Raw genomic sequence first — 18,625 nt, 5'->3', positions numbered from 1 at the left:
TACCCGTGCTCTGCATCGCCTTCCCCAGCAGTTCGAAGAACGACTTCACTCGGTGGTGCCCCCTGCCTTCGATCTCAAGTGGTGAACTGCGCAGCGACGCTGCGCAATATCTCTCTCATCCCCGGTGCGGTTGCTGAGCTGTCAAGGTGGGGAGATGGTGTCGAACGAAGAGGAACTTAGCAGTGTTTCCAGGGCAGTTGCGTGAGCGCGAAACGCCCGGCGTTCTCAGGCCGACTCGGTGCGCAGCAGCGCTGCGCAAATATTCGCAGTGCAAGGTTCCTGCTCATCGCCTTGTGTGGGATTTCGGCGTGCTCGGCAGGTCGGGGCGGGCACTCGCCCGGTTGTGACCCAGATCACGCACATCACGCCGGGCGATGATGTGCTGGAGTGTGCCAGTCGAAGGCGTGAGCCCGGGACTGCGCCCCCCGGCGGCCACATCGGTCGCCACTCCCGGCACCTCGGGCCGACGAGCACGCCCGCCTCGCGCGGGACCCCTCCAGGGTCCGCGTCGGTAGAGATGGAGCATGCCAACCGACGCTACGGCTCCATTTCACGCACCAGCCCGGTATGCGCTGTCGCTGCTCGCCGCGGCGCTTCTACTCTCCTCCTGCTCCGGCTCGGACGACGCGGCCGGCCCGAAACCAAGCGACCCGCCGGAACGGAGCCGCACCTCCGCCTCTTCGCTCCCGGCGAAGCCCTCGCCCACCCCGCTGCAAGCAGCGGACGGCTCCGACGTCAAGGCGTGCCGGAACGCGGACTGCGAGATCCTGCTTCGCGGCACCGTCGAGATCCCGGTGCGGCCCAGCTTCGGCGTCGTCGGGTTCACGCTCAGCCACGAGGAGCCGAACACGGTGACGTTCGATGTCCAGCGTCCGGAGTACGGCAACGCAAGCGGCTACATCGCCGGCACCGGCTTCCTGAGCCTCGCCAACGGCGTCACGGTCACCGTCGAGGAGATCGACTCCCGGGGCGCCGTGCTCCGCTTCGAGCCCAAGGCGAAGGACCGCAAGAACGACAGGGCAGCCGGCTCGGAGGGCCTCTCCCTCATCAACGGCTGAACGGCCTGAGTGCCTGCCGGCCATGTGCGGTGGTCGGCACGGCCTTTGGCTCGCCCCCGACCTCTCCGAACGATCTCCGGAAACCACTCAGGGGCCCGATCCGCTAAGCGGATCAAGCCCCTGACCTGGTGCTTTGCTGTCGGGGTGGCGGGATTTGAACCCACGACCTCTTCGTCCCGAACGAAGCGCGCTGCCAAGCTGCGCCACACCCCGTGACTGCGAGCACTACTGTAGCCCACCCGAGCGGGTCGGGTGAAATTCGTTTCCGGGGGTGGGGGTCAGGGTGAGGAGGGTGGCTTCCGGGGGGCAGGCGAAGCGGAAGGGGGTATAGCGGTTGGCGCCGCAGCCGGCGGAGACGTGGAGGGCGGAGCGGCGGGAGCCGGCGGTGTGGGTGGAGAGGCCCTTGACGCGGTTGGTGTCCAGGTCGCAGTTGGTCACCAGGGCGCCGTAGAAGGGGATGCAGAGCTGGCCGCCGTGGGTGTGGCCGGCGAGGATCAGGGGGTAGCCGTCGGCGGTGAAGGCGTCGAGGACGCGTAGGTACGGGGCGTGGACCAGGGCGAGGGAGAAGTCCGCGTCCGGGTCGGGGCCGCCGGCGACCGCGGTGTAGCGGTCGTGCTTGATGTGCGGGTCGTCCAGACCAGTCAGGCCCAGTACCGCGCCGCTGTCCAGCTTCAGCCGGCCGCGGCTGTTGTCCAGGCCCACCCAGCCCGCCGCGTCGAAGGCGTCGCGCATGCCCTCCCAGGGGTTGCGGGGGACGTTGTGGCGGAGGCGGTGGCGGCCGTTGAGGCCGTGTATGCCGCGGGCCTTCTCGATCAGGTAGCGGCCGGGGTTCCGGAAGGTCGGCGCGTAGTAGTCGTTCGAGCCGAAGACGTACGTCCCGGGGAACTCCATCAGCGGGCCCAGCGCGTCCAGCAGCTCCGGCACCGCGTCGGGGTCCGACAGGTTGTCGCCCGTGTTCACCACCAGGTCGGGCCGCAGGCCCGCCAGCGACTGCAGCCAGCGGCGCTTCGCCTGCTGGCCCGAGACCATGTGGATGTCCGAGACCTGCAGGATGCGCAGCGGGTGCATGCCTTCCGGCAGTACGGGGACGGTGACCCGGCGGACCCGGAAGGCGCGGGGTTCGACCACGGCCGCGTAGGCGACGCTGCCGGCCGAGAGAGCGGCCAGACCCAGGGGCACTCCGTATCGCGCGCGCATCCTCCTATCGTCGCAGAGGCGCGGGGTGGAGGTGGCCAGGGGCCGGATCCGGCGGCGTCGGCGCGCTGCCGGCGCGGCATGGGAGACTCCGGGCATGACCACGCTCAAGTCGAAGCTGCAGGACGACCTCACGGCCGCCATCAAGGGCCGGGACGAGCTGCGTGCCGCCACCCTCCGTATGACGCTCACCGCGATCACGAAGGAGGAGGTCGCGGGCAAGGAGGCGCGCGTGCTCTCCGACGACGAGGTGCTGAAGGTGATCACCCGCGAGGCCAAGAAGCGGCGCGAAGCCGCGGATGCCTTCGCGCAGGGCGGTCGTCCGGAGTCCGCGGAGCGGGAGCGCGCCGAGGGCGAGGTGCTCGCGGACTACCTGCCGAAGCAGCTCGGTGACGAGGAGCTGGCCGCGCTGGCCGACGAGGCCGTCGCCGAGGCGAAGGCTGCCGGGGCCGAGGGCCCGCGGGCCATGGGCGCCGTGATGAAGATCGTGAATCCCAAGGTCGCAGGGCGGGCCGAGGGCGGGCGCGTGGCCGCCGCGGTCAAGCGCGCCCTCGGTCAGGGGTGACCGGCTCCGGTCACCGAAGCTGAGGCCCGGGGTACGGGGGCTCTCCGGCCGTCGCGGCCGGGTCCCCCGTCACCTGCCGTCCGGCCAGCCGCCGTTCCCGCCGTCCGACCAGCCGCCGTCCAGCGCGCCCCCGTCGAGCGTGCCGCCGCCCGGGCCGCCGCCGCCGGGGCCCCCGCCATTGCCGCCGTTCCCGCCGCCGTTGCCGTTGTTGCCTCCGAGGAGGCCGCCCAGCGGGTCGTCCGGCTTGTCGTCGTCGTCCTCGTCGTCATCGTCGCCCTTGCCCTTGTCGGGGCGGTCGACCGGCACCGGGACCTTGTACAGCTCGGGTGACGTCTTGCCCGCCAGGGCGCCGTCCATGGCGTCGCGCCAGATCGGGCCGGGGACCGCGCCACCGAAGACCCGCTCGTGGTACGTGGGGCCGATCTGGATGTTCTCCATGGAGACGTCGTCCTGGGGCCCGCCGACCCACACCGCGCCGGCGAGGTCCGAGGTGTAGCCGACGAACCAGGCGGCCTTCCGCTCGTCCGTCGTACCGGTCTTGCCCGCGTTGTCCCGCCCGGTCAGCCCCGCCTCCTGGCCGGTGCCGTCCTCGACGACGCCCGACAGCAGGGTGTTTATCGTGCCGGCCGTCTTCTCCGACATGACGCGCTTGCACTGCGTCTTCGGCACCGGGACCTTCTTGCCCTTCGCGTCCTTGATGGACTCGATGGCGACCGGACTGCAGTACTCGCCGCGGTTGGCGAACGTCGCGTACGCGTTGGCCATCGCCAGCGGCGCGATGGTCTGGCCGCCGAGGGTGAGCGAGGGGGACTCCTCCAGCTCCTTGCCGTCGCCCCGGTGGATGCCCATGCTCTGCGCCAGCTCCTTGACCGGGCAGATGCCGATGTCCGAGATGAGGTCGACGAAGTAGGTGTTGATGGACTTGGCGGTGGCCTCGCGCATGCTGTACGGGCCGACCTCCTCCTCCGTCTCGTTCGCGACTTCCTCACCCGTGGAGTTGACGTACGGTGCGCCGGACTCGCACGTGTCCACCGGGCTCGGATACGGCATCTCGTTCGGCGACGGGTACACCTTCGTGTTCGGCACGCCCTTCTCCAGCGCCGCCGCGGTGGTGAGCGGCTTGAAGGTGGAGCCGACCTGGAAGCCGAAGTTGGACCCGTTCATGGACTTCTCAACGGACAGGTTGATCATCAACTCGTTCTTGCCCGAGCCGTACGGCCTGGACTGCCCCATCGCGCGGATCTTGCCGGTGCCGGGCTCCACCATGGTGACGGCGGTGGCGACCTTGTCGTCCTGGTAGACGTGGCTCTTGATCGACTCGCTGGCGGACTTCTGCGCCACCGGGTCGAGGGTGGTGCGGATGGTCAGGCCGCCGCGGTTCCAGCGCTTGGACCGCGCCTCGGGCGTCTTCCCGAAGCTCTTGTCGTCGAGCAGCACTTCGCGTACGTAGTCGCAGAAGAAGGCGGCGCCGCTGACCGCGGTGATGCACCCGTTGCGCGGCTCGCTGACCTTGAGGCCCAGCGGTTCCTTCATGGCCTTGTCGGCCTCGGCCTGGGTGACGTTGTCGTTGCTGACCATGCGCCGCAGCACGGCGTTGCGGCGCCTCTCGGCCGCTTCCGGGTCGTTGATCGGGTCCCACCGGCTCGGGGACTGCACGATGCCGGCGAGCATCGCGGACTCGGCGAGGGTCAGCTTGTCGGCGGACTTGCTGAAGTAGCGCTCGGCGGCGGCCTCGATGCCGTACGCCTGCTGGCCGAAGAAGGCGATGTTCAGGTAGTTCTCCAGGATCTCGTCCTTGGTGAGCTCCTTCTCGACCTGGATCGCGTACTTCAGCTCCTGGATCTTGCGCCCGAGCGTCTGCCGGGTGGCCTCGGCGACCTTCCGGGCGTCGTTGCCCGCCTCTTCGACGAAGAGGTTCTTCACGTACTGCTGGGTGAGCGTGGAGGCGCCTTCGGAGACCGTGCCGGACTGCGCGTTGCTGTTCAGTGCGCGCAGGATGCCCTGGAGGTCGACGGCCCCGTGCTCGTAGAACCGCTCGTCCTCGATCGCGACGATCGCCTGCCGCATCACCGGCGCGATGTCGTCGAACTTGACCACCGTGCGGTTGCGCGAATAGACGTCGGCCAGGTGGCCGCCCTCGCGGTCGAGGATGGTGGTCTTCTGGCTGAGCGGGGGGCGCTTGAGGTCCGCGGGGATGTCGTCGAACTCCGCGACCGTGCCCTTGGCCGTCAGGCCCAGCAGACCGGCGGCGGGCAGCGCGAGGCCCGCGAGCACGGAGCCCGCGAGGACGCTGACGCCGAGGAACTTCGCGGCTTGCTGCGTGGCGGTGAGTCCGCCACCCGGGCGCTTGTAGGCCATGGGGCCACCCTAACTTCTGATTCCCCGGACAGCCGCCCGTCTGTTCGCCTACTCTGTTTTCGGCCATCACCACCGGCCACGGTCCACCTCGCCCGTTGGTTCACTCCTGTGGGTGATGAGGCTTGACCGAATTGACGACATGTGACGCCCGAGATCCGATTGCAAGTCGGCGAACTGCCCGCTTTGCCCGGATCGTCCTTGGCCAGGAGGGCTCACTCCGGTGGGTGATCTGCCGCGTACGCATAGTCCGTTCGGGCCATTCAACTTTGGGCCTGACGGGGGTGTTGCGTTGCCGCACTCCTTCCGTAACGTCCTCAACTGGCAACGGTGCATATGCCGTTTGCCGCCGTGGGGGAGCCTCAATTCGGGAGAGGACGGCGCCAGCATGAGCTGGGTTACCGACTGGAGCGCACAGGCAGCCTGCCGCACTGCCGATCCGGACGAACTGTTCGTGCAAGGCGCGGCACAGAACAGAGCCAAGGCGGTCTGCACCGGATGCCCGGTGCGCACCGAGTGTCTCGCCGACGCGCTCGACAACCGCGTCGAGTTCGGCGTATGGGGCGGCATGACGGAACGCGAACGGCGGGCGCTGCTGCGCCGCCGGCCGACGGTCACGTCGTGGCGCAGACTGCTGGAAACGGCACGTGAGGAGTACGAGAGCGCGGGCACGCCGCTGCACGAAGGCGCCCTGCACGAGGACGCGCTGCGCGCCGCGGAGGAGCTGCCGGTAGCCGCGGGCTGACCCCGGGCTCCGGGGCTCGCAGTCCCGCCGTGAGCCTGCTGTGTGCCCGTCGTGAGTCCGCCGCAAGCCCCGCTGTGCGCCTGTCCTGAGCCTTCGGGCCCGTTGCCCTTGTGCCCGTCGCTACGGGCCGGGCGCGGCCCGCGCGCCGTACGCCCCGGCTACGCCCCCCCACGCGTGCTCCGGCCTACGCGCCCGGCGCCTCCTGCGCCGTCAGCCGCTCCGCCACGTCCCGTAGCCCCGCGAGGTCGTGTACGTCCCCCGGCAGCGCGGTGACCTGGGTCACCGGAACCTCCGGGTGCAGCGCCGCGAACCGGTCCCGCGTACGGCGCTCGTGTGCCAGCACCTGCATCCGCTCGGCATGCAGCCGCAGCAGCGCCGCGGCATCCGCCGCGCCCTCCGTGCCCGTGCCGGCAGTGCCGTTCGTGCCCGCCGTCCCCGCGCCCTTCGCGCCGGAGCCCGCGTCGTCCATGCCCCGCTCGTCCAGCGCCTCGGCCGCCGCCAGTGCCCGCTGCGCGCTCAGGTGCGCCGCCTCGCTCTCGTGCACCCTGTTGAGCACCAGACCCGCCAGCGGCATCCGGTCCGCTTCGAGGCGTTCGACAAAATAGGCCGCCTCCCGCAGCGCGTCCCGCTCCGGCGTCGCCACCACCAGGAAGGCCGTGCCCGGCGCCTGCAGCAGCCGGTACGTCGCCTCCGCGCGCGTGCGGAAGCCGCCGAAGAGCGTGTCCATGGCCGCGACGAACGTCTGCACGTCGCGCAGCAGGGAGGCGCCCAGCAGCTTGCCGAGCGTCCCCGTCATCATCGACATCCCGACGTTGAGGAACTTCATCCCCGCCCGGCCGCCCGCCTTCGCCGGCGCGGTCAGCAGTCTGATGAAGCGCCCGTCGAGGAAGGATCCCAGCCGCTTCGGCGCGTCCAGGAAGTCCAGCGCGGAGCGGCTGGGCGGGGTGTCCACGATGATCAGGTCCCAGGAGTCCCGGGCCCGCAACTGGCCCAGCTTCTCCATCGCCATGTACTCCTGCGTGCCGGCGAAGCCGGCCGACAGCGACTGGTAGAAGGGGTTCTCCAGGATGGCGCGGGCCCGCTCCCCGTCCGCGTGCGCTTCGACGATCTCGTCGAAGGTGCGCTTCATGTCGAGCATCATGGCGTACAGCTCGCCGGGTCCCTCCACGCCGTCGACCCGCCGCGGGCTGTTGTCCAGGGCGTCGATGCCCATGGACTGCGCCAGCCGCTTCGCCGGGTCGATGGTGAGCACCACGACGCGGCGGCCGCGCTCCGCGGCCCGTACGCCGAGAGCGGCGGCCGTCGTCGTCTTGCCGACGCCGCCGGCGCCGCAGCAGACGACGATGCGGGTCTGCGGGTCGTCGAGGAGCCCGTCGGCGTCCAGCCGGGGCGCGGTGTCGAGGCTCATAGGGGCCACTGCTTTCCCAGCTCGCCGGACAGCCGGTAGAGACCGGCCAGATCCACTCCCTCGGTGAGCAGCGGCAGTTCGTACTGCGGCAGCTCCAGCCGCGCCAGCGCGGCCCGTTGCGTACGTTCCAGGGCCAGCCGCTCCGTATGCTCGCGCGCCTCCCGCAGCAGGGGCGCGACCAGCCGCTCCGCCCGTGCGCCCCGGCTCGCGCCGCCCAGCCCGGCGGCGGACAGCGCGGCGGCGAGGGCGGCGGGGTCGGCGGCGGCCCGTTCCAGCTCGGCGTCGTCCATGAGCGAGGGGCGCACCATGTTGATCACCGCGGCGCCGACCTGGAGCCCCGCCTCGCGCAGCTCGGCGACGCCGTCGACGGTCTCCTGCACCGGCATGTCCTCAAGGAGGGTGACCAGGTGCACGGCGGTACGGGCCGAGGTCAGCACCCGCATCACCGACCGGGCGTGGTTGTGGATGGGCCCGGCCTTGGCCAGCCCGGCCACCTCGGCGTTGACGCCCAGGAAGCGCGTGATGCGGCCGGTCGGCGGGGCGTCCATGACCACCGCGTCGTACACGTGCCGGCCGTGCTTGTCCTGGCGGCGGGCCGCCTCGCACGCCTTGCCGGTGAGCAGGACGTCGCGCAGGCCCGGGGCGATGGTGGTGACGAAGTCGATGGCGCCGAGCCGGCGGAGGGCCCGTCCGGCGCTGCCCATCCGGTAGAACATCTGCAGGTAGTCCAGCAGGGCCTGCTCGGCGTCGATGGCGAGCGCGTACACGTCGCCGCCGCCCGGCGCCGAGGCGATGCGCCGCTCGCCGTACGGCAGCGGCTCGGTCTCGAAGAGCTGGGCGATGCCCTGCCGCCCCTCCACCTCGACGAGCAGAGTGCGCCTGCCGTCGGCGGCCAGTGCCAGCGCCAGGGCGGCGGCCACGGTCGTCTTGCCGGTCCCGCCCTTGCCGGTCACCACGTGCAGCCTCTGGAGCCCGCTCATGTCCGCGAGCCTAATTCCTCGGCGCGCGACTCAGCAGACCGCCTCCGTCCGACGGCCCCAAGCGGGGGCCAGTCGGGGCGGGCTAAAGTCTGGCCCATGACGAAGTGGGAATACGCGACCGTGCCGCTGCTCGTACACGCCACCAAGCAGATCCTGGACCAGTGGGGCGAGGACGGCTGGGAGCTGGTCCAGGTCGTGCCCGGGCCGAACTCCGAGCAGCTCGTGGCGTATCTGAAGCGGGAAAAGAGCTGATGGCGGGGCGGGTCGAGGGGAAGCTCGCCGAGCTGGGGCTCAGCCTGCCCGAGGTGGTGCCGCCGCTGGCGTCGTACGTGCCCGCCGTGCGCAGCGGGCCGTACGTGTTCACCGCCGGGCAGCTCCCGATGGTCGACGGCACGCTGCCGCTGACCGGGAAGGTCGGGGCCGAGGTCACGCCGGAGGAGGCCAGGGAGCTGGCCGCGCGGTGTGCGCTGAACGGGCTCGCGGCGATCAAGTCGGTCGCCGGGGACCTCGACCTGGTCGTACGGGTGGTGAAGGTCGTCGGCTTCGTGGCTTCGGCGCCGGACTTCACGGCCCAGCCGGGTGTGATCAACGGCGCGAGCGAGCTGCTGGGCCAGGTGCTGGGCGAGGCCGGTGTGCACGCGCGGAGCGCGGTGGGGGTGGCGGTGCTGCCGCTGGACGCGCCGGTGGAGATCGAGTTCCAGGCGGAGCTGGCCGGGTAGGGGGCTGCGTCCCTGGCGCTCGTCCGGGACGCTCTTCCGGGGCGCTCTTCCGGGCGGGTACGGGGGTCCGCGGGGCCGGAGTTATCCACATGCCGGTAGTTGTCCACAGGCTGGGGTTGCCCACTCGAACATGTCCTCGGCAGCCCGTAGGCTCCCGGTCATGTCCGAAATGAACGCCGCGAACGCCGCGGCGGGTGCGCAGCCCCGGTGGATTCCGCCCGCCGAGCGCATCCGCGCGCTCGCCCGCGGCGAGCTGACGCCCGTCACGCCGCGCCGCGCGGCGACGGTGCTGCTGCTGCGCGGCACGGCCCCCGACGGCCCGTGGGTGTACATGCTGCGGAGAAAGACCTCCATGCCCTTCGCCGCGGGTGCGTACGCGTATCCGGGCGGCGGCGTCGATCCGCGCGACGAGCGCCCGCTGGACGCGGCGGCCTGGGCCGGGCCGTCTCCGGCGCAGTGGGCGGCCCGGCTGGGGGTGGCCGAGCCGGAGGCGCAGGCGGTGGTCTGCGCGGCCGTGCGGGAGACGTTCGAGGAGGCCGGGGTGCTGCTGGCCGGGGCCTCGGCGGCGGAGGTCGTGGCGGACACCACGGGGGCGGACTGGGAGGCGGACCGCGCGGCGCTGGTCGCCCGCGAGCTGGGCTTCGCCGACTTCCTGGCCCGCCGCGGACTGGTCGTACGGACCGATCTGCTCGGCGCCTGGGCGCGCTGGATAACCCCCGAGTTCGAGACCCGGCGGTACGACACGTGGTTCTTCGTCGCCGCCCTCCCCGAGGGCCAGCGCACGCGGAACGCCTCGACGGAGGCCGACCGCGCGGAGTGGGTCAGGCCCGCCGAGGCGGCCGAGGGATACGAGCGGGGCGAGCTGGTGATGCTGCCGCCGACGATCTCGATGCTGCGCGGGCTCAGGGAGTACGGGTCGGCGGCCGCGGCGCTGGAAGCGGCCGGGGAGCGGGATCTTGCGGCGGTGCTGGTGAAGGCCCGGATGGAGGGGGACGACGTCGTGCTGAGCGCTCCCGGGCACGAGGAGTTCACGCGGAGGCTGCCGTCATGAGGGCGGCAGCGCAGGGGACGGCGGGGGTGGTCGTGTGACGGACGCGGCGGCGCTGCCGGGGCAGCCGCGCGGCGGGGTGCTCAGCGGACCGGCCACCGCGCGTGCGACGTGCGTGCTGGCGCCCAACGCCTCGCCCATGACCCTCGACGGCACGAACACGTGGATCGTCGCCGAGCCGGACTCCGCGCGGGCCGTGGTGATCGACCCCGGGCCGCTGGACGAAGGCCATCTGGCGGCGGTCGTGGACACCGCGGACCGGGCGGGCCTGCGGGTGGCGCTCACGCTGCTCACCCACGGGCACGCGGACCACGCCGAGGGAGCGGTCCGCTTCGCGGAGCTGACCGGGACGAAGGTGCGGGCCCTGGACCCGGCGCTGCGCCTCGGCGAAGAAGGGCTGGCCGCCGGGGACGTGATATCCGTCGGCGGGCTGGAGCTGCGGGTCGTGCCCACGCCGGGGCACACCGCGGACTCGCTCTGCTTCCACCTCCCGGCCGACGACGCCGTGCTCACCGGCGACACCATCCTCGGCCGCGGCACGACGATGGTCGCCCATCCGGACGGCCGCCTCGGCGACTATCTCGACTCGCTGCGCCGGCTGCAGTCCCTGACCGTGGACGACGGCGTCTCGGCGGTGCTGCCGGGCCACGGGCCGGTGCTGGAGGACGCCCAGGGCGCGGTGGAGTACTACCTGGCCCACCGCGCGACGCGGCTGGCGCAGGTCGAGACGGCGGTCGAGAACGGGCACCGCACGGCCGCGGACGTGGTGGCGCACGTGTACGCGGACGTGGACCGGACGCTGTGGCCCGCGGCCGAGCTGTCGGTGCGGGCCCAGCTCGAGTATCTGAAGGAGCACGGCCTGATCACGTAGCCGGGCCCACCGTCCCGGTCACGTGCGTGCGAAGCCACGTCGGTGCCGCGGCGGCGCCGTGAAGCGGTGGCAGCCGTGCCGGGGTGGTCTCCGTGCCGGGGTGGTCTCCGTGAGGCGGTGGCGTCCGCGCGGTGGCGCCGGCTCCGGGTCAGCGCGAGCGCTTCGCCAGGCGCTCCACGTCCAGCAGGATCACGGCCCGCGCCTCCAGGCGCAGCCAGCCGCGGCTGGCGAAGTCCGCCAGCGCCTTGTTGACCGTCTCCCGGGAGGCGCCGACGAGCTGGGCCAGCTCCTCCTGCGTCAGGTCGTGCACGACGTGGATGCCCTCGTCCCCCGGCACGCCGAAGCGCCGCGAGAGGTCCAGCAGGGCGCGGGCGACGCGGCCGGGGACGTCGGAGAAGACCAGGTCGGACATCTGGTCGTTGGTGCGCCGCAGCCGGCGGGCGACCGCCCGCAGCAGCGCGGAGGCGACCTCGGGGCGGGCGTTCAGCCAGGGCTGGAGGTCGCCGTGGCCGAGGCCGAGCAGCTTGACCTCGGTCAACGCCGAGGCGGTGGCCGTGCGCGGGCCCGGGTCGAACAGGGACAGCTCGCCGATCAGCTCGCCGGGGCCCAGCACGGCCAGCATGTTCTCGCGCCCGTCGGGGGAGGTGCGGTGGAGCTTCACCTTGCCCTCGGTGACGACGTACAGCCGGTCGCCGGGCTCGCCCTCGTGGAAGAGCGCGTCACCGCGCGACAGCGTCGCCTCGGTCATGGAGGCACGCAGCTCCGCAGCCTGCTCGTCGTCGAGCGCGGCGAAGAGGGGCGCGCGCCGCAGAACGTCGTCCACGAGTTCTCTCCTTGTCGGGGTGCCCGGGCGACCGCGGGCCGTTGCTCGGTCGGCCCGTCGCTTTCCATGATGCCGGACAGTAAAACAGTGCGATCAGTCACAAGTTTGACGTACCGCAGCGTGAACCGTAGCCCAGGGGTCCGATTGGCGGCACTTTTCCGGTGCTCAGCGGCGGGCGCTCGGGGGGTTGCGCGGGGGCGCGTGGTTGCGCGCGGAGGCCCGGGCGGGCGCTCAACGAGCCGGTCGGGGCGCCGTCGTGCGTGACGCGTGGGTTGACCCGTACGGCCCTATTCCGCTCTCAGCGAACGCACCTCCTGCAATCCGATAAACCGGACATAGCGCCGCCATGACAGTGTCCTGTGCGCGCCGTGCCAGCGGTCCTCGGCACGCTCCTTCCCGCAGACCGAGAAGGAGACACCCGCATGACCTACGCATTCAGGGCCGAGGGCCTGGTCAAACGGTTCGGCGCGACCACCGCGCTGGCCGGCATCGACCTCGCGGCCCGGCAGGGCACCGTCCTCGGCGTCCTCGGCCCCAACGGGGCCGGCAAGACCACCGCCGTACGGATCCTCGCCACCCTCCTCCGCCCCGACGAGGGCACCGCGACCGTCGGCGGCCTCGACGTCGTCCGCGACGCCGGCGAGGTGCGCCGGCTCATCGGGCTGACCGGCCAGTACGCCTCCGTGGACGAGGACCTGACCGGCACCGAGAACCTCGTGCTCATCGGGCGGCTCCTGGACATGCGCACCGCCGCCGCCCGGGCCCGCGCCCGCGAGCTGCTCGCGCACTTCGAGCTGGCCGAGGCCGCCGGCCGCCCCGTGCGGACGTACTCCGGCGGCATGCGCCGCCGCCTCGACCTCGCCGCCTCCCTCGTCGGCCGGCCCGACGTCATCTACCTCGACGAGCCGACGACCGGCCTGGACCCGGTACGCCGCGAGGACGTCTGGGGCATCGTCCGCTCGCTGGTCGGGGACGGCGTGACCGTGCTGCTCACCACCCAGTACCTGGAGGAGGCGGACGCGCTCGCCGACGAGATCTCCGTCATCGACCACGGCCGGGTCATCGCCCACGGCACCCCGGCCGAGCTGAAGCGGCGCGTCGGCGGCCGCCACCTCGACCTGCGCCCACTTGACCCGGCGCGGCTGCTGGACTCGGCCGGGATCCTCGCGGCGGTGGCCGGCACGCAGCCGGAGTCGCCGACGCGCGGCACGCTGACCGTCCCCGTCGCCGACGACGACATGCTCACGGCGGCCGTCCGCCGCCTCGACGAGGCCGGGATCGCGGTGTCCGAGCTGTCGCTGCGGCTGCCCGACCTGGACGACGTGTTCTTCACCCTCACCGGCCACGACACGGCCGCCACGGCTGGCTCCGGCTCCGGCACCGGGGCCGCGGGCGCGGCCCGTACCGCGAAGACCGAGGAGGCCGTCCGATGACCACGCTCACCGCCCCCGGGCGGACCGCCGTACCGTCCCGCCCCGAAGGCGCCGCGCGGCCCTTCGCGCTCGTACGCCACAGCGTCGCCCTCGCCGGCCGCAGCCTGGTCAAGACCAGGCGCACGCCCGAGCAACTGATCGACGTGACGCTGCAGCCGATCCTCTTCCTCGTCATGTTCCTGTACCTGCTGGGCGGTGCGGTCGCCGGTTCCACGCACGCGTATCTGCAGACCCTGCTGCCGGCGTTGATGGTCATGAACACGGCCTTCGCGTCGGTCCAGACCGGCATCAACCTCAACGACGACATCAAGAAGGGCGTCTTCGACCGCTTCCGGAGCATGCCCATCGCGCGCTCCGCCCCGCTGATCGGCTCGGTGCTCGGCGACCTGATCCGGTTCGTCATCCTGATCGTGGTGCAACTCGGCTTCGGCTACGCCGTGGGCTTCCGGGTCGAGACCGGACTGCTGCCGGCCCTGGCGGCCTGTCTGCTGGTGATGTTCTTCGCGTTCTGCCTCTCGTGGCTGTTCGTGCTGATCGGGATGCTCGTACGGGAGCCGGGGGCGGTGCAGGGCGTGGGCTTCATGGCGATGTTCCCGCTGACCTTCGGCACCAACGTATTGGTGCCCACTGACACTCTGCCCGGCTGGCTGGGGACGTGGGTCGACGTGAACCCGGTGACGGGCGTGATGGAGGCCGCGCGGGGGCTGATGGTCGAGGGGCCGGTCGCGGGGCCGGTGCTGGAGTCGGTGCTGTGGAGCGCGGGGCTGTTCGCGGTGTTCTTCCCGCTGGCGGTACGGGCGTATCTGCGGCGCACCTAGTCTTCGGCCGCCGGTTCCGCGGCCGGCCCCGGAGCGGGGTCCGGGGTGTCGGCCAGGTACGCGCGGAGCAGTTCGACGGCGTCGCCCTGCTTGAGGGCGGCGCCGCGGGCCCGGGCCGGCTCGAACTCCGCGCCGAGCGCGCGGCGCAGCCGGGCGGCCAGGCCGGCGGCGTCCGGTAGCGCGACGTCGCGGACCCCGCGGACGGAGTCGGCCGCGCCGAGCAGCCCGGCGGCGCGGGCGAACGCCGCCCCTGCGTCCTCCGCCTCCGCTTGCTCCGTCTCCGCGTGCGCGGCGTACTCCGCCGCCAGCGTCGCCACGCCGACCCCGACCATCGCGACCACCGGCATGTCCTTCACCCCGACCGCGACGCCGAGCCCCGTCGCCAGTTCCGTACGCGCGCCGGCCAGGTCACCCCGTACGCACGCGAGCAGCGCCCGCCCCGTCCGTACGATCGCCTCGATCTGCGGCACCGCCACCCCGCCCCGCCGCAGCGTCGCCAGCGCCTCCCCGTACCACCGCTCCGCCTCGTCCGCGTCGCCCGCCCAGCGTGCGAGGTCGCCCAGGATGTCCCGGCACAGCGCCGCGACATGCGAGCGCCCCTCGCGCACGGCCACACCCAACACGCGGTGCAACTCCGCGCGCGCCTCCTCCGTACGCCCCTGCGCCGCTTCGAGCTGCGCGAGCCGGGTGCGCAACTGCCCCACGTCGTCCTCGGCGTGCACCTCGCCCATCAGCCGCAGCGCCTCCTCGAACCCCGCCCGCGCCCGCTCCGCGTCCCCCAGCAGCGCGCGGTACTCGCCGAGTTGGTGCAGGGACATCGCCAGCCCCCACCGGTCGCCGACCTCGCGGAACTCCGCCGCGGCCGCCTCCAGGTCCTCCTCGAGACCCGGCGCGTACCCCCGGTTCTCCCGGAACGCCGCCCGGATCATCCGCAGCAGCCCCCGCGCCCACGGGTCCGGGTGCCCCAGCCGCTCGTCGATCGCGGCGAGCCCGCGCTCGTCGTCGTCCGTGAACACCGCGATGCCCGGCTCCAGCACGGCCAGCATCGGATGCCCGCTCATCGGATCGACCCGCGCGGCCAGCGCCGTCAGCTCCTCCAGGGCCGCCGGGTCGGGGTCGGTGCCGCCGCTGGTGGCGGAGTTGATGAGGTAGAAGCCGAGGGCGACCGCGTGCGGTTCGAGGGGCAGGTCGCCGGGGACGGCGAGCGCGAGGCGGAGCCAGTCGGCGGCCTCGCTGTGGTGGCCGAGGATCATCCAGTAGATGCCGAGGGCGGCGACCAGCCGGACGGCGGTGCGGGCGTCCCCGACGTCGGTGGCGTAGCGCAGGGCCGCCAGGAGGTTGTCGTGCTCGGCGTCGAGGAGGGCGATCCAGCCGAGCTGTTCGCGGCCGCGCACGTGCGGGTCCGCGGTCTCGGCGAGCCGGAGGAAGTGGGCGGCGTGCGCGGCCCGTACCCGGTCGAGATCGCCGGCCTCGGCGAGGCGGTCGCGGCCGAACTCGCGGATCGTCTCCAGCATGCGGTAGCGCGGGGCGGCGCCCGGCTCGGCCTTCGCGCCCTGCGGTGCTTCCGCGATCTGCAGCAGGGACTTGTCGGCGAGGGCGGCGAGCAGGTCGAGAGCGGTGACGACGTCCGTGCCGCACACGCCCGCGACGGACTCGGGCGTCGCGCCGCCCGGGAACACCGACAGCCACTCCGCGAGCCGCCGTTCCGTGTCCCCCAGCAGCTCCCAGCTCCAGGCGACGACGGCCTGGAGCGTACGGTGCCGGGGCAGCGCGGTCCTGCTGCCGGTGGTCAGCAGCCGGAACCGGTCGTCCAGGCGGGCGGCGACCTGCTCGACGGGCAGCGCACGCAGCCGGGCGGCGGCCAGTTCGATGGCCAGCGGCAGGCCGTCCAGGCGGCGGCAGATCTCGGCGACGGCGGCGGCGTTGGCGGGGCCGACGGCGAAGTCGGGGCGGGCGGCGCGGGCACGGTCGGCGAAGAGCCGCACGGCCGCGCCGGTGGCCTGCTCGTCCCGGACGTCCTGCCCCTCGTGAGCGTCCTGCGGGGGCAGGCTCAGGGGCGGGACGGGGCACAGCGCCTCGCCGTCGATGCCCAGCGGCTCGCGGCTGGTGGCGAGCACGCGCAGCTCGGGGCACCGGCGCAGCAGGTGGTCGGCGAGGTGGGCGGCGGCGGAGACGACGTGCTCGCAGTTGTCGAGTACGAGGGTGGTGGGCGCGGCGGCCAGGGTGTCGGTGAGCCGGGTCAGCACGTCGCGCGGGGGCAGGTGGCGGTTGTCGAGCACCGCGGTCTCGCGCTGGCCGAGCGCGCCGAGCACGGCGAACGGGACGTCGTCGCCGCCGGTCACGGGCGCGAGTTCGACGAGCCACACGCCGCCGGGGGAGTCGTCGAGGAGCGCTTCCGCGGCGGTGGTGGCGAGCCGGGTCTTGCCGGCGCCGCCGGGCCCCGTGAGGGTGACGAGCCGCGAGCCGCCGAGGAGGGCGTGCACGCGGCGCAGTTCGCCGTCGCGGCCGACGAAGCTGGTGAGGGCGGCGCGCAGGTTGGTACGGACCGGGGGCGGGGAGTCGTCGGGGGCACCGGCGCCGGCGCCGCTGACGGACTTCGTACCGTACGAGCCCCTTGCGCCTGCCGGATTGCTGCCGTACGGATCACTCCCGGCGCCCGTGTGCGTACCGTACGGACCGCTTGAGCCGCCCGGCCCCGTACCGCCAGGGCCGCCCGCGCCGCCCCGCCCCGGCACCTCGCCCCGCAGCACCGCCACGTGCAGCTCCCGCAGGCCCTCCGACGGGTCCGCGCCCAGCTCCTCCGCCAGCAGCGCGCGGTACTCCTCGTACGCCCCCAGCGCCTCCGGCTGCCGACCCGCCGCGTACAGCGCGCGCATCAGCAGCGCGCGCGGGCGCTCGCGCAGCGGGTGCGCCACCGTCAGCGCCTCCAGCTCGGGGACCGCGGCACCGGGGCGAGCACCGGCAGGACCGGCATCCGCGAGGCCCGCCTCGATGCGGTCCTCGGTGGCCTCCAGCCGCAGCTCCTCCAGCCGGTGCGCGGGAGCCGCCGCGAACGGCGCGTCCGCCACGTCCGCGAGCGCAGGCCCGCGCCACAGCGCCAGCGCCTCCTCCAGCAGCCGCCGCGCCGCTGCGGCGTCGCCCGCCGCCAGCGCCTCGCGCCCGGCGTGCGCCCGCCGCTCGAAGCGCACGGCGTCCACCGCCTCCGGCGGCAGCGCGAGCCGGTAGCCGGCGGGCCCGTAGGCGAGGACGTCGGCCCGGCCGAGCGCGCGGCGCAGCCGGGAGACGAGGGACTGGAGCGCGTTGCCGGGGTCGGCGGGGGCGTCGTCGCCCCAGAGGCCGTCGGCGAGCAGCGCCGTGCCGACGTACCGGCCGGGGTCGAGCGCGAGCCGTACGAGCAGCGCGCGGAGCCGGCCGCCGGCGATCTCCACCGGCACTCCGCCGACCGCCACCTCCAGCGGACCCAGCACCCCAATGCGCACGTGCGCCAGCCTCTCACGCACCCCGTGAGCGGCCGATCTCCTTTTACCCGGCCCTTTACCGAACGCCGGACCCCCGGACCCCGTCCCGGACCCCCGGACCCCGTCCCGGACCCCCGGACCCCGTCCCGGACCCCCGGACCCCGTCCCGGACCCCCGGACCCCGTCCCGGACCCCCGAACCCGGCGCCGGTGCGGACGCGGCCACCGGCGCCGGGCCGCCCCGGTGGGTCCCGCCGGCCGCGGGCGCCCACCGGGCGAGCCGTTCGGATCCGGTCAGACCCGATCCGCGGCGATCAGCAGGTACTGGAAGCTCCCGCTGCGGTACGCCGTGAGGAACGCCTCCTCGATCCCGGTGGCTACCGAGGACTTGGCCCGCAGCTCCCAGTACGGGATCGTCGCCTCGGTCAGGTCGATGACCTGCGCGGGCACCAGCCGGTTCGCGACCATCTCCTTGAAGTACGTCGACCGCGGGTGGACGTTGCAGATGTAGTGCGCGTTGATCTGGCTGACGGCGCGGGACGGCAGCCCGTAGGCGTCGTTGTAGCAGCCGGTGATGGTGACGTACCGGCCGCCGCGGGAGAGCAGCCGCGCGTGCTCCTTGAAGAGCTGCGCCAACTCCACGTACATCGTGCTCTCGTTGTTCCAGATCCCGCGGAACGCGCCCGTCTCGAAGCCCGTGTCGAGCATGTTCTTCAGGTGGAACCGCACCGCGCTCCCCAGCCCGCGGCGCTGCACCTGGTCGTTGGCGAAGGAGACCTGGGACTGCGAGATCGAGATGCCGTCGACGCGGCAGCCGAATCGTTCGTGCGCCATGAAGCTCGTGCCGCCGCGGCCGGAGCCGGCGTCCAGCAGCCGGGCGCCCGCGTCGGGCTCGCCGAGGTGGTCGAGCAGGAGGGTGGCCTGCGCGGTCTCCAGGCGGTGCATCTCCGCGATGATCCGCGCTTCCCTGGTCTCCTCCGGGCCCGCCAGCACGGACTGGTCGACCTCGCCGATGCCGTAGTGGTGGTGGTACGTGCCGCTGACGTCGCCGAGCTTGAGGTTGACGGGGTCCTTCTCCCGGTTCCAGTAGTCGGCGATGGAGTGCTGGTACGGGCTGCTGAGGACGTTCGTGTCGGCGGCTGCCGCCATGG

At 73.1% G+C, this 18,625-nt stretch carries 16 protein-coding genes and 1 tRNA gene; 9 read left to right on the top strand and 8 right to left on the bottom strand.

Annotated features, from left to right (window positions below; genetic code table 11):
• Positions 1–524: 524 nt before the first annotated feature.
• Positions 525–1,058 carry a hypothetical protein gene (locus tag ACFYVJ_RS19015; protein ID WP_388892783.1) on the top strand — a complete coding sequence of 178 codons (534 nt, stop codon included), beginning with the start codon at positions 525–527 and terminating at the stop codon, positions 1,056–1,058.
• A gap of 139 nt (positions 1,059–1,197) precedes the next feature.
• Here the strand turns inward: ACFYVJ_RS19015 and ACFYVJ_RS19010 are convergent.
• Together ACFYVJ_RS19010 and ACFYVJ_RS19005 are read right to left on the bottom strand one after the other, a co-directional pair.
• Positions 1,198–1,271 (bottom strand) — tRNA-Pro (locus ACFYVJ_RS19010).
• Positions 1,272–1,283: 12 nt separating this feature from the next.
• Positions 1,284–2,255, bottom strand: coding sequence for a metallophosphoesterase (locus tag ACFYVJ_RS19005; RefSeq protein ID WP_388892781.1), 972 nt, complete (start codon positions 2,253–2,255; stop codon positions 1,284–1,286).
• Between the two features lie 94 nt (positions 2,256–2,349).
• On the opposite strand from ACFYVJ_RS19005, the gene ACFYVJ_RS19000 reads away from it, so the two are divergent.
• On the top strand, positions 2,350–2,817 hold the full coding sequence (locus tag ACFYVJ_RS19000) for a GatB/YqeY domain-containing protein (protein WP_388892779.1): 468 nt from the start codon (positions 2,350–2,352) through the stop codon (positions 2,815–2,817).
• Positions 2,818–2,886: 69 nt separating this feature from the next.
• On the opposite strand, the gene ACFYVJ_RS18995 is transcribed toward ACFYVJ_RS19000, so the two are convergent.
• Positions 2,887–5,175, bottom strand: coding sequence for a transglycosylase domain-containing protein (locus tag ACFYVJ_RS18995; RefSeq protein WP_388892777.1), 2,289 nt, complete (start codon positions 5,173–5,175; stop codon positions 2,887–2,889).
• A 385-nt stretch (positions 5,176–5,560) separates the two neighbouring features.
• On the opposite strand from ACFYVJ_RS18995, the gene ACFYVJ_RS18990 reads away from it, so the two are divergent.
• Positions 5,561–5,917, top strand: a complete 357-nt coding sequence (locus ACFYVJ_RS18990; protein ID WP_018841321.1) for a WhiB family transcriptional regulator — start codon at positions 5,561–5,563, stop codon at positions 5,915–5,917.
• Positions 5,918–6,101: 184 nt separating this feature from the next.
• On the opposite strand, the gene ACFYVJ_RS18985 is transcribed toward ACFYVJ_RS18990, so the two are convergent.
• Together ACFYVJ_RS18985 and ACFYVJ_RS18980 are read right to left on the bottom strand one after the other, a co-directional pair.
• A complete protein-coding gene (locus ACFYVJ_RS18985) occupies positions 6,102–7,325 on the bottom strand; it encodes an ArsA family ATPase (RefSeq protein WP_388892774.1) in 1,224 nt (407 codons plus the stop codon).
• Positions 7,322–8,305 carry an ArsA-related P-loop ATPase gene (locus tag ACFYVJ_RS18980; RefSeq protein ID WP_388892772.1) on the bottom strand — a complete coding sequence of 328 codons (984 nt, stop codon included), beginning with the start codon at positions 8,303–8,305 and terminating at the stop codon, positions 7,322–7,324. Before ACFYVJ_RS18980 ends, ACFYVJ_RS18985 begins: the two co-directional genes overlap by 4 nt.
• A 96-nt stretch (positions 8,306–8,401) precedes the next feature.
• Here ACFYVJ_RS18980 and ACFYVJ_RS18975 point away from each other — a divergent pair, with 96 nt between their 5' ends.
• The 4 genes from ACFYVJ_RS18975 (at position 8,402) to ACFYVJ_RS18960 (ending at position 10,943) form a co-directional block, all read left to right on the top strand.
• The gene (locus ACFYVJ_RS18975; protein WP_123060262.1) at positions 8,402–8,557 is read left to right on the top strand and encodes a DUF4177 domain-containing protein; all 156 of its coding nucleotides are present in this window, start codon (positions 8,402–8,404) and stop codon (positions 8,555–8,557) included.
• On the top strand, positions 8,557–9,024 hold the full coding sequence (locus ACFYVJ_RS18970; RefSeq protein WP_388892770.1) for a RidA family protein: 468 nt from the start codon (positions 8,557–8,559) through the stop codon (positions 9,022–9,024). Before ACFYVJ_RS18975 ends, ACFYVJ_RS18970 begins: the two co-directional genes overlap by 1 nt.
• Positions 9,025–9,193: 169 nt before the next feature.
• Positions 9,194–10,075 (top strand): NUDIX hydrolase, encoded by an 882-nt coding sequence (locus tag ACFYVJ_RS18965; protein WP_388892973.1) that lies wholly within the window; start codon positions 9,194–9,196, stop codon positions 10,073–10,075.
• A gap of 34 nt (positions 10,076–10,109) precedes the next feature.
• Positions 10,110–10,943: an MBL fold metallo-hydrolase gene (locus ACFYVJ_RS18960; protein WP_388892768.1), complete on the top strand. Its 834-nt coding sequence runs from the start codon at positions 10,110–10,112 to the stop codon at positions 10,941–10,943.
• A 148-nt stretch (positions 10,944–11,091) separates the two neighbouring features.
• Here the strand turns inward: ACFYVJ_RS18960 and ACFYVJ_RS18955 are convergent, their stop codons facing one another.
• The gene (locus ACFYVJ_RS18955; RefSeq protein ID WP_018835840.1) at positions 11,092–11,766 is read right to left on the bottom strand and encodes a Crp/Fnr family transcriptional regulator; all 675 of its coding nucleotides are present in this window, start codon (positions 11,764–11,766) and stop codon (positions 11,092–11,094) included.
• A gap of 422 nt (positions 11,767–12,188) precedes the next feature.
• Here ACFYVJ_RS18955 and ACFYVJ_RS18950 point away from each other — a divergent pair, with 422 nt between their 5' ends.
• Complete coding sequence (locus ACFYVJ_RS18950; protein WP_388892766.1) at positions 12,189–13,199, top strand: ATP-binding cassette domain-containing protein; 1,011 nt, start codon at positions 12,189–12,191, stop codon at positions 13,197–13,199.
• Entirely contained in the window at positions 13,196–14,017 is an 822-nt protein-coding gene (locus tag ACFYVJ_RS18945; protein ID WP_388892764.1) for an ABC transporter permease, read from the top strand. The genes ACFYVJ_RS18950 and ACFYVJ_RS18945 overlap by 4 nt, the downstream gene beginning before the upstream one ends.
• Here ACFYVJ_RS18945 and ACFYVJ_RS18940 read toward each other — a convergent pair.
• Both ACFYVJ_RS18940 and ACFYVJ_RS18935 read right to left on the bottom strand, forming a co-directional pair.
• A complete protein-coding gene (locus tag ACFYVJ_RS18940; protein WP_388892762.1) occupies positions 14,014–17,496 on the bottom strand; it encodes a BTAD domain-containing putative transcriptional regulator in 3,483 nt (1,160 codons plus the stop codon). The genes ACFYVJ_RS18945 and ACFYVJ_RS18940 overlap by 4 nt on opposite strands.
• Before the next feature lie 272 nt (positions 17,497–17,768).
• The gene (locus tag ACFYVJ_RS18935; RefSeq protein ID WP_388892760.1) at positions 17,769–18,623 is read right to left on the bottom strand and encodes a geranyl diphosphate 2-C-methyltransferase; all 855 of its coding nucleotides are present in this window, start codon (positions 18,621–18,623) and stop codon (positions 17,769–17,771) included.
• Positions 18,624–18,625: the final 2 nt, after the last annotated feature.

Origin of the sequence: Streptomyces sp. NPDC004134 (genome assembly GCF_042874195.1) — a bacterium.
Classification (GTDB): Bacteria; Actinomycetota; Actinomycetes; order Streptomycetales; family Streptomycetaceae; genus Streptomyces.
This window is presented reverse-complemented; position numbering and strand designations above follow the sequence as displayed.

Bases quoted from the DNA above. Each gene is read 5' to 3' on its own strand.
- ACFYVJ_RS18975 (WP_123060262.1), top strand. From the start codon at position 8,402: ATGACGAAGTGGGAATACGCGACCGTGCCGCTGCTCGTACACGCCACC.
- ACFYVJ_RS18935 (WP_388892760.1), bottom strand. From the start codon at position 18,623: ATGGCGGCAGCCGCCGACACGAACGTCCTCAGCAGCCCGTACCAGCAC.
- ACFYVJ_RS18950 (WP_388892766.1), top strand. From the start codon at position 12,189: ATGACCTACGCATTCAGGGCCGAGGGCCTGGTCAAACGGTTCGGCGCG.
- ACFYVJ_RS18945 (WP_388892764.1), top strand. From the start codon at position 13,196: ATGACCACGCTCACCGCCCCCGGGCGGACCGCCGTACCGTCCCGCCCC.
- ACFYVJ_RS19005 (WP_388892781.1), bottom strand. From the start codon at position 2,255: ATGCGCGCGCGATACGGAGTGCCCCTGGGTCTGGCCGCTCTCTCGGCC.
- ACFYVJ_RS18980 (WP_388892772.1), bottom strand. From the start codon at position 8,305: ATGAGCGGGCTCCAGAGGCTGCACGTGGTGACCGGCAAGGGCGGGACC.
- ACFYVJ_RS18985 (WP_388892774.1), bottom strand. From the start codon at position 7,325: ATGAGCCTCGACACCGCGCCCCGGCTGGACGCCGACGGGCTCCTCGAC.
- ACFYVJ_RS19015 (WP_388892783.1), top strand. From the start codon at position 525: ATGCCAACCGACGCTACGGCTCCATTTCACGCACCAGCCCGGTATGCG.
- ACFYVJ_RS19000 (WP_388892779.1), top strand. From the start codon at position 2,350: ATGACCACGCTCAAGTCGAAGCTGCAGGACGACCTCACGGCCGCCATC.
- ACFYVJ_RS18995 (WP_388892777.1), bottom strand. From the start codon at position 5,175: ATGGCCTACAAGCGCCCGGGTGGCGGACTCACCGCCACGCAGCAAGCC.
- ACFYVJ_RS18990 (WP_018841321.1), top strand. From the start codon at position 5,561: ATGAGCTGGGTTACCGACTGGAGCGCACAGGCAGCCTGCCGCACTGCC.
- ACFYVJ_RS18970 (WP_388892770.1), top strand. From the start codon at position 8,557: ATGGCGGGGCGGGTCGAGGGGAAGCTCGCCGAGCTGGGGCTCAGCCTG.
- ACFYVJ_RS18965 (WP_388892973.1), top strand. From the start codon at position 9,194: ATGAACGCCGCGAACGCCGCGGCGGGTGCGCAGCCCCGGTGGATTCCG.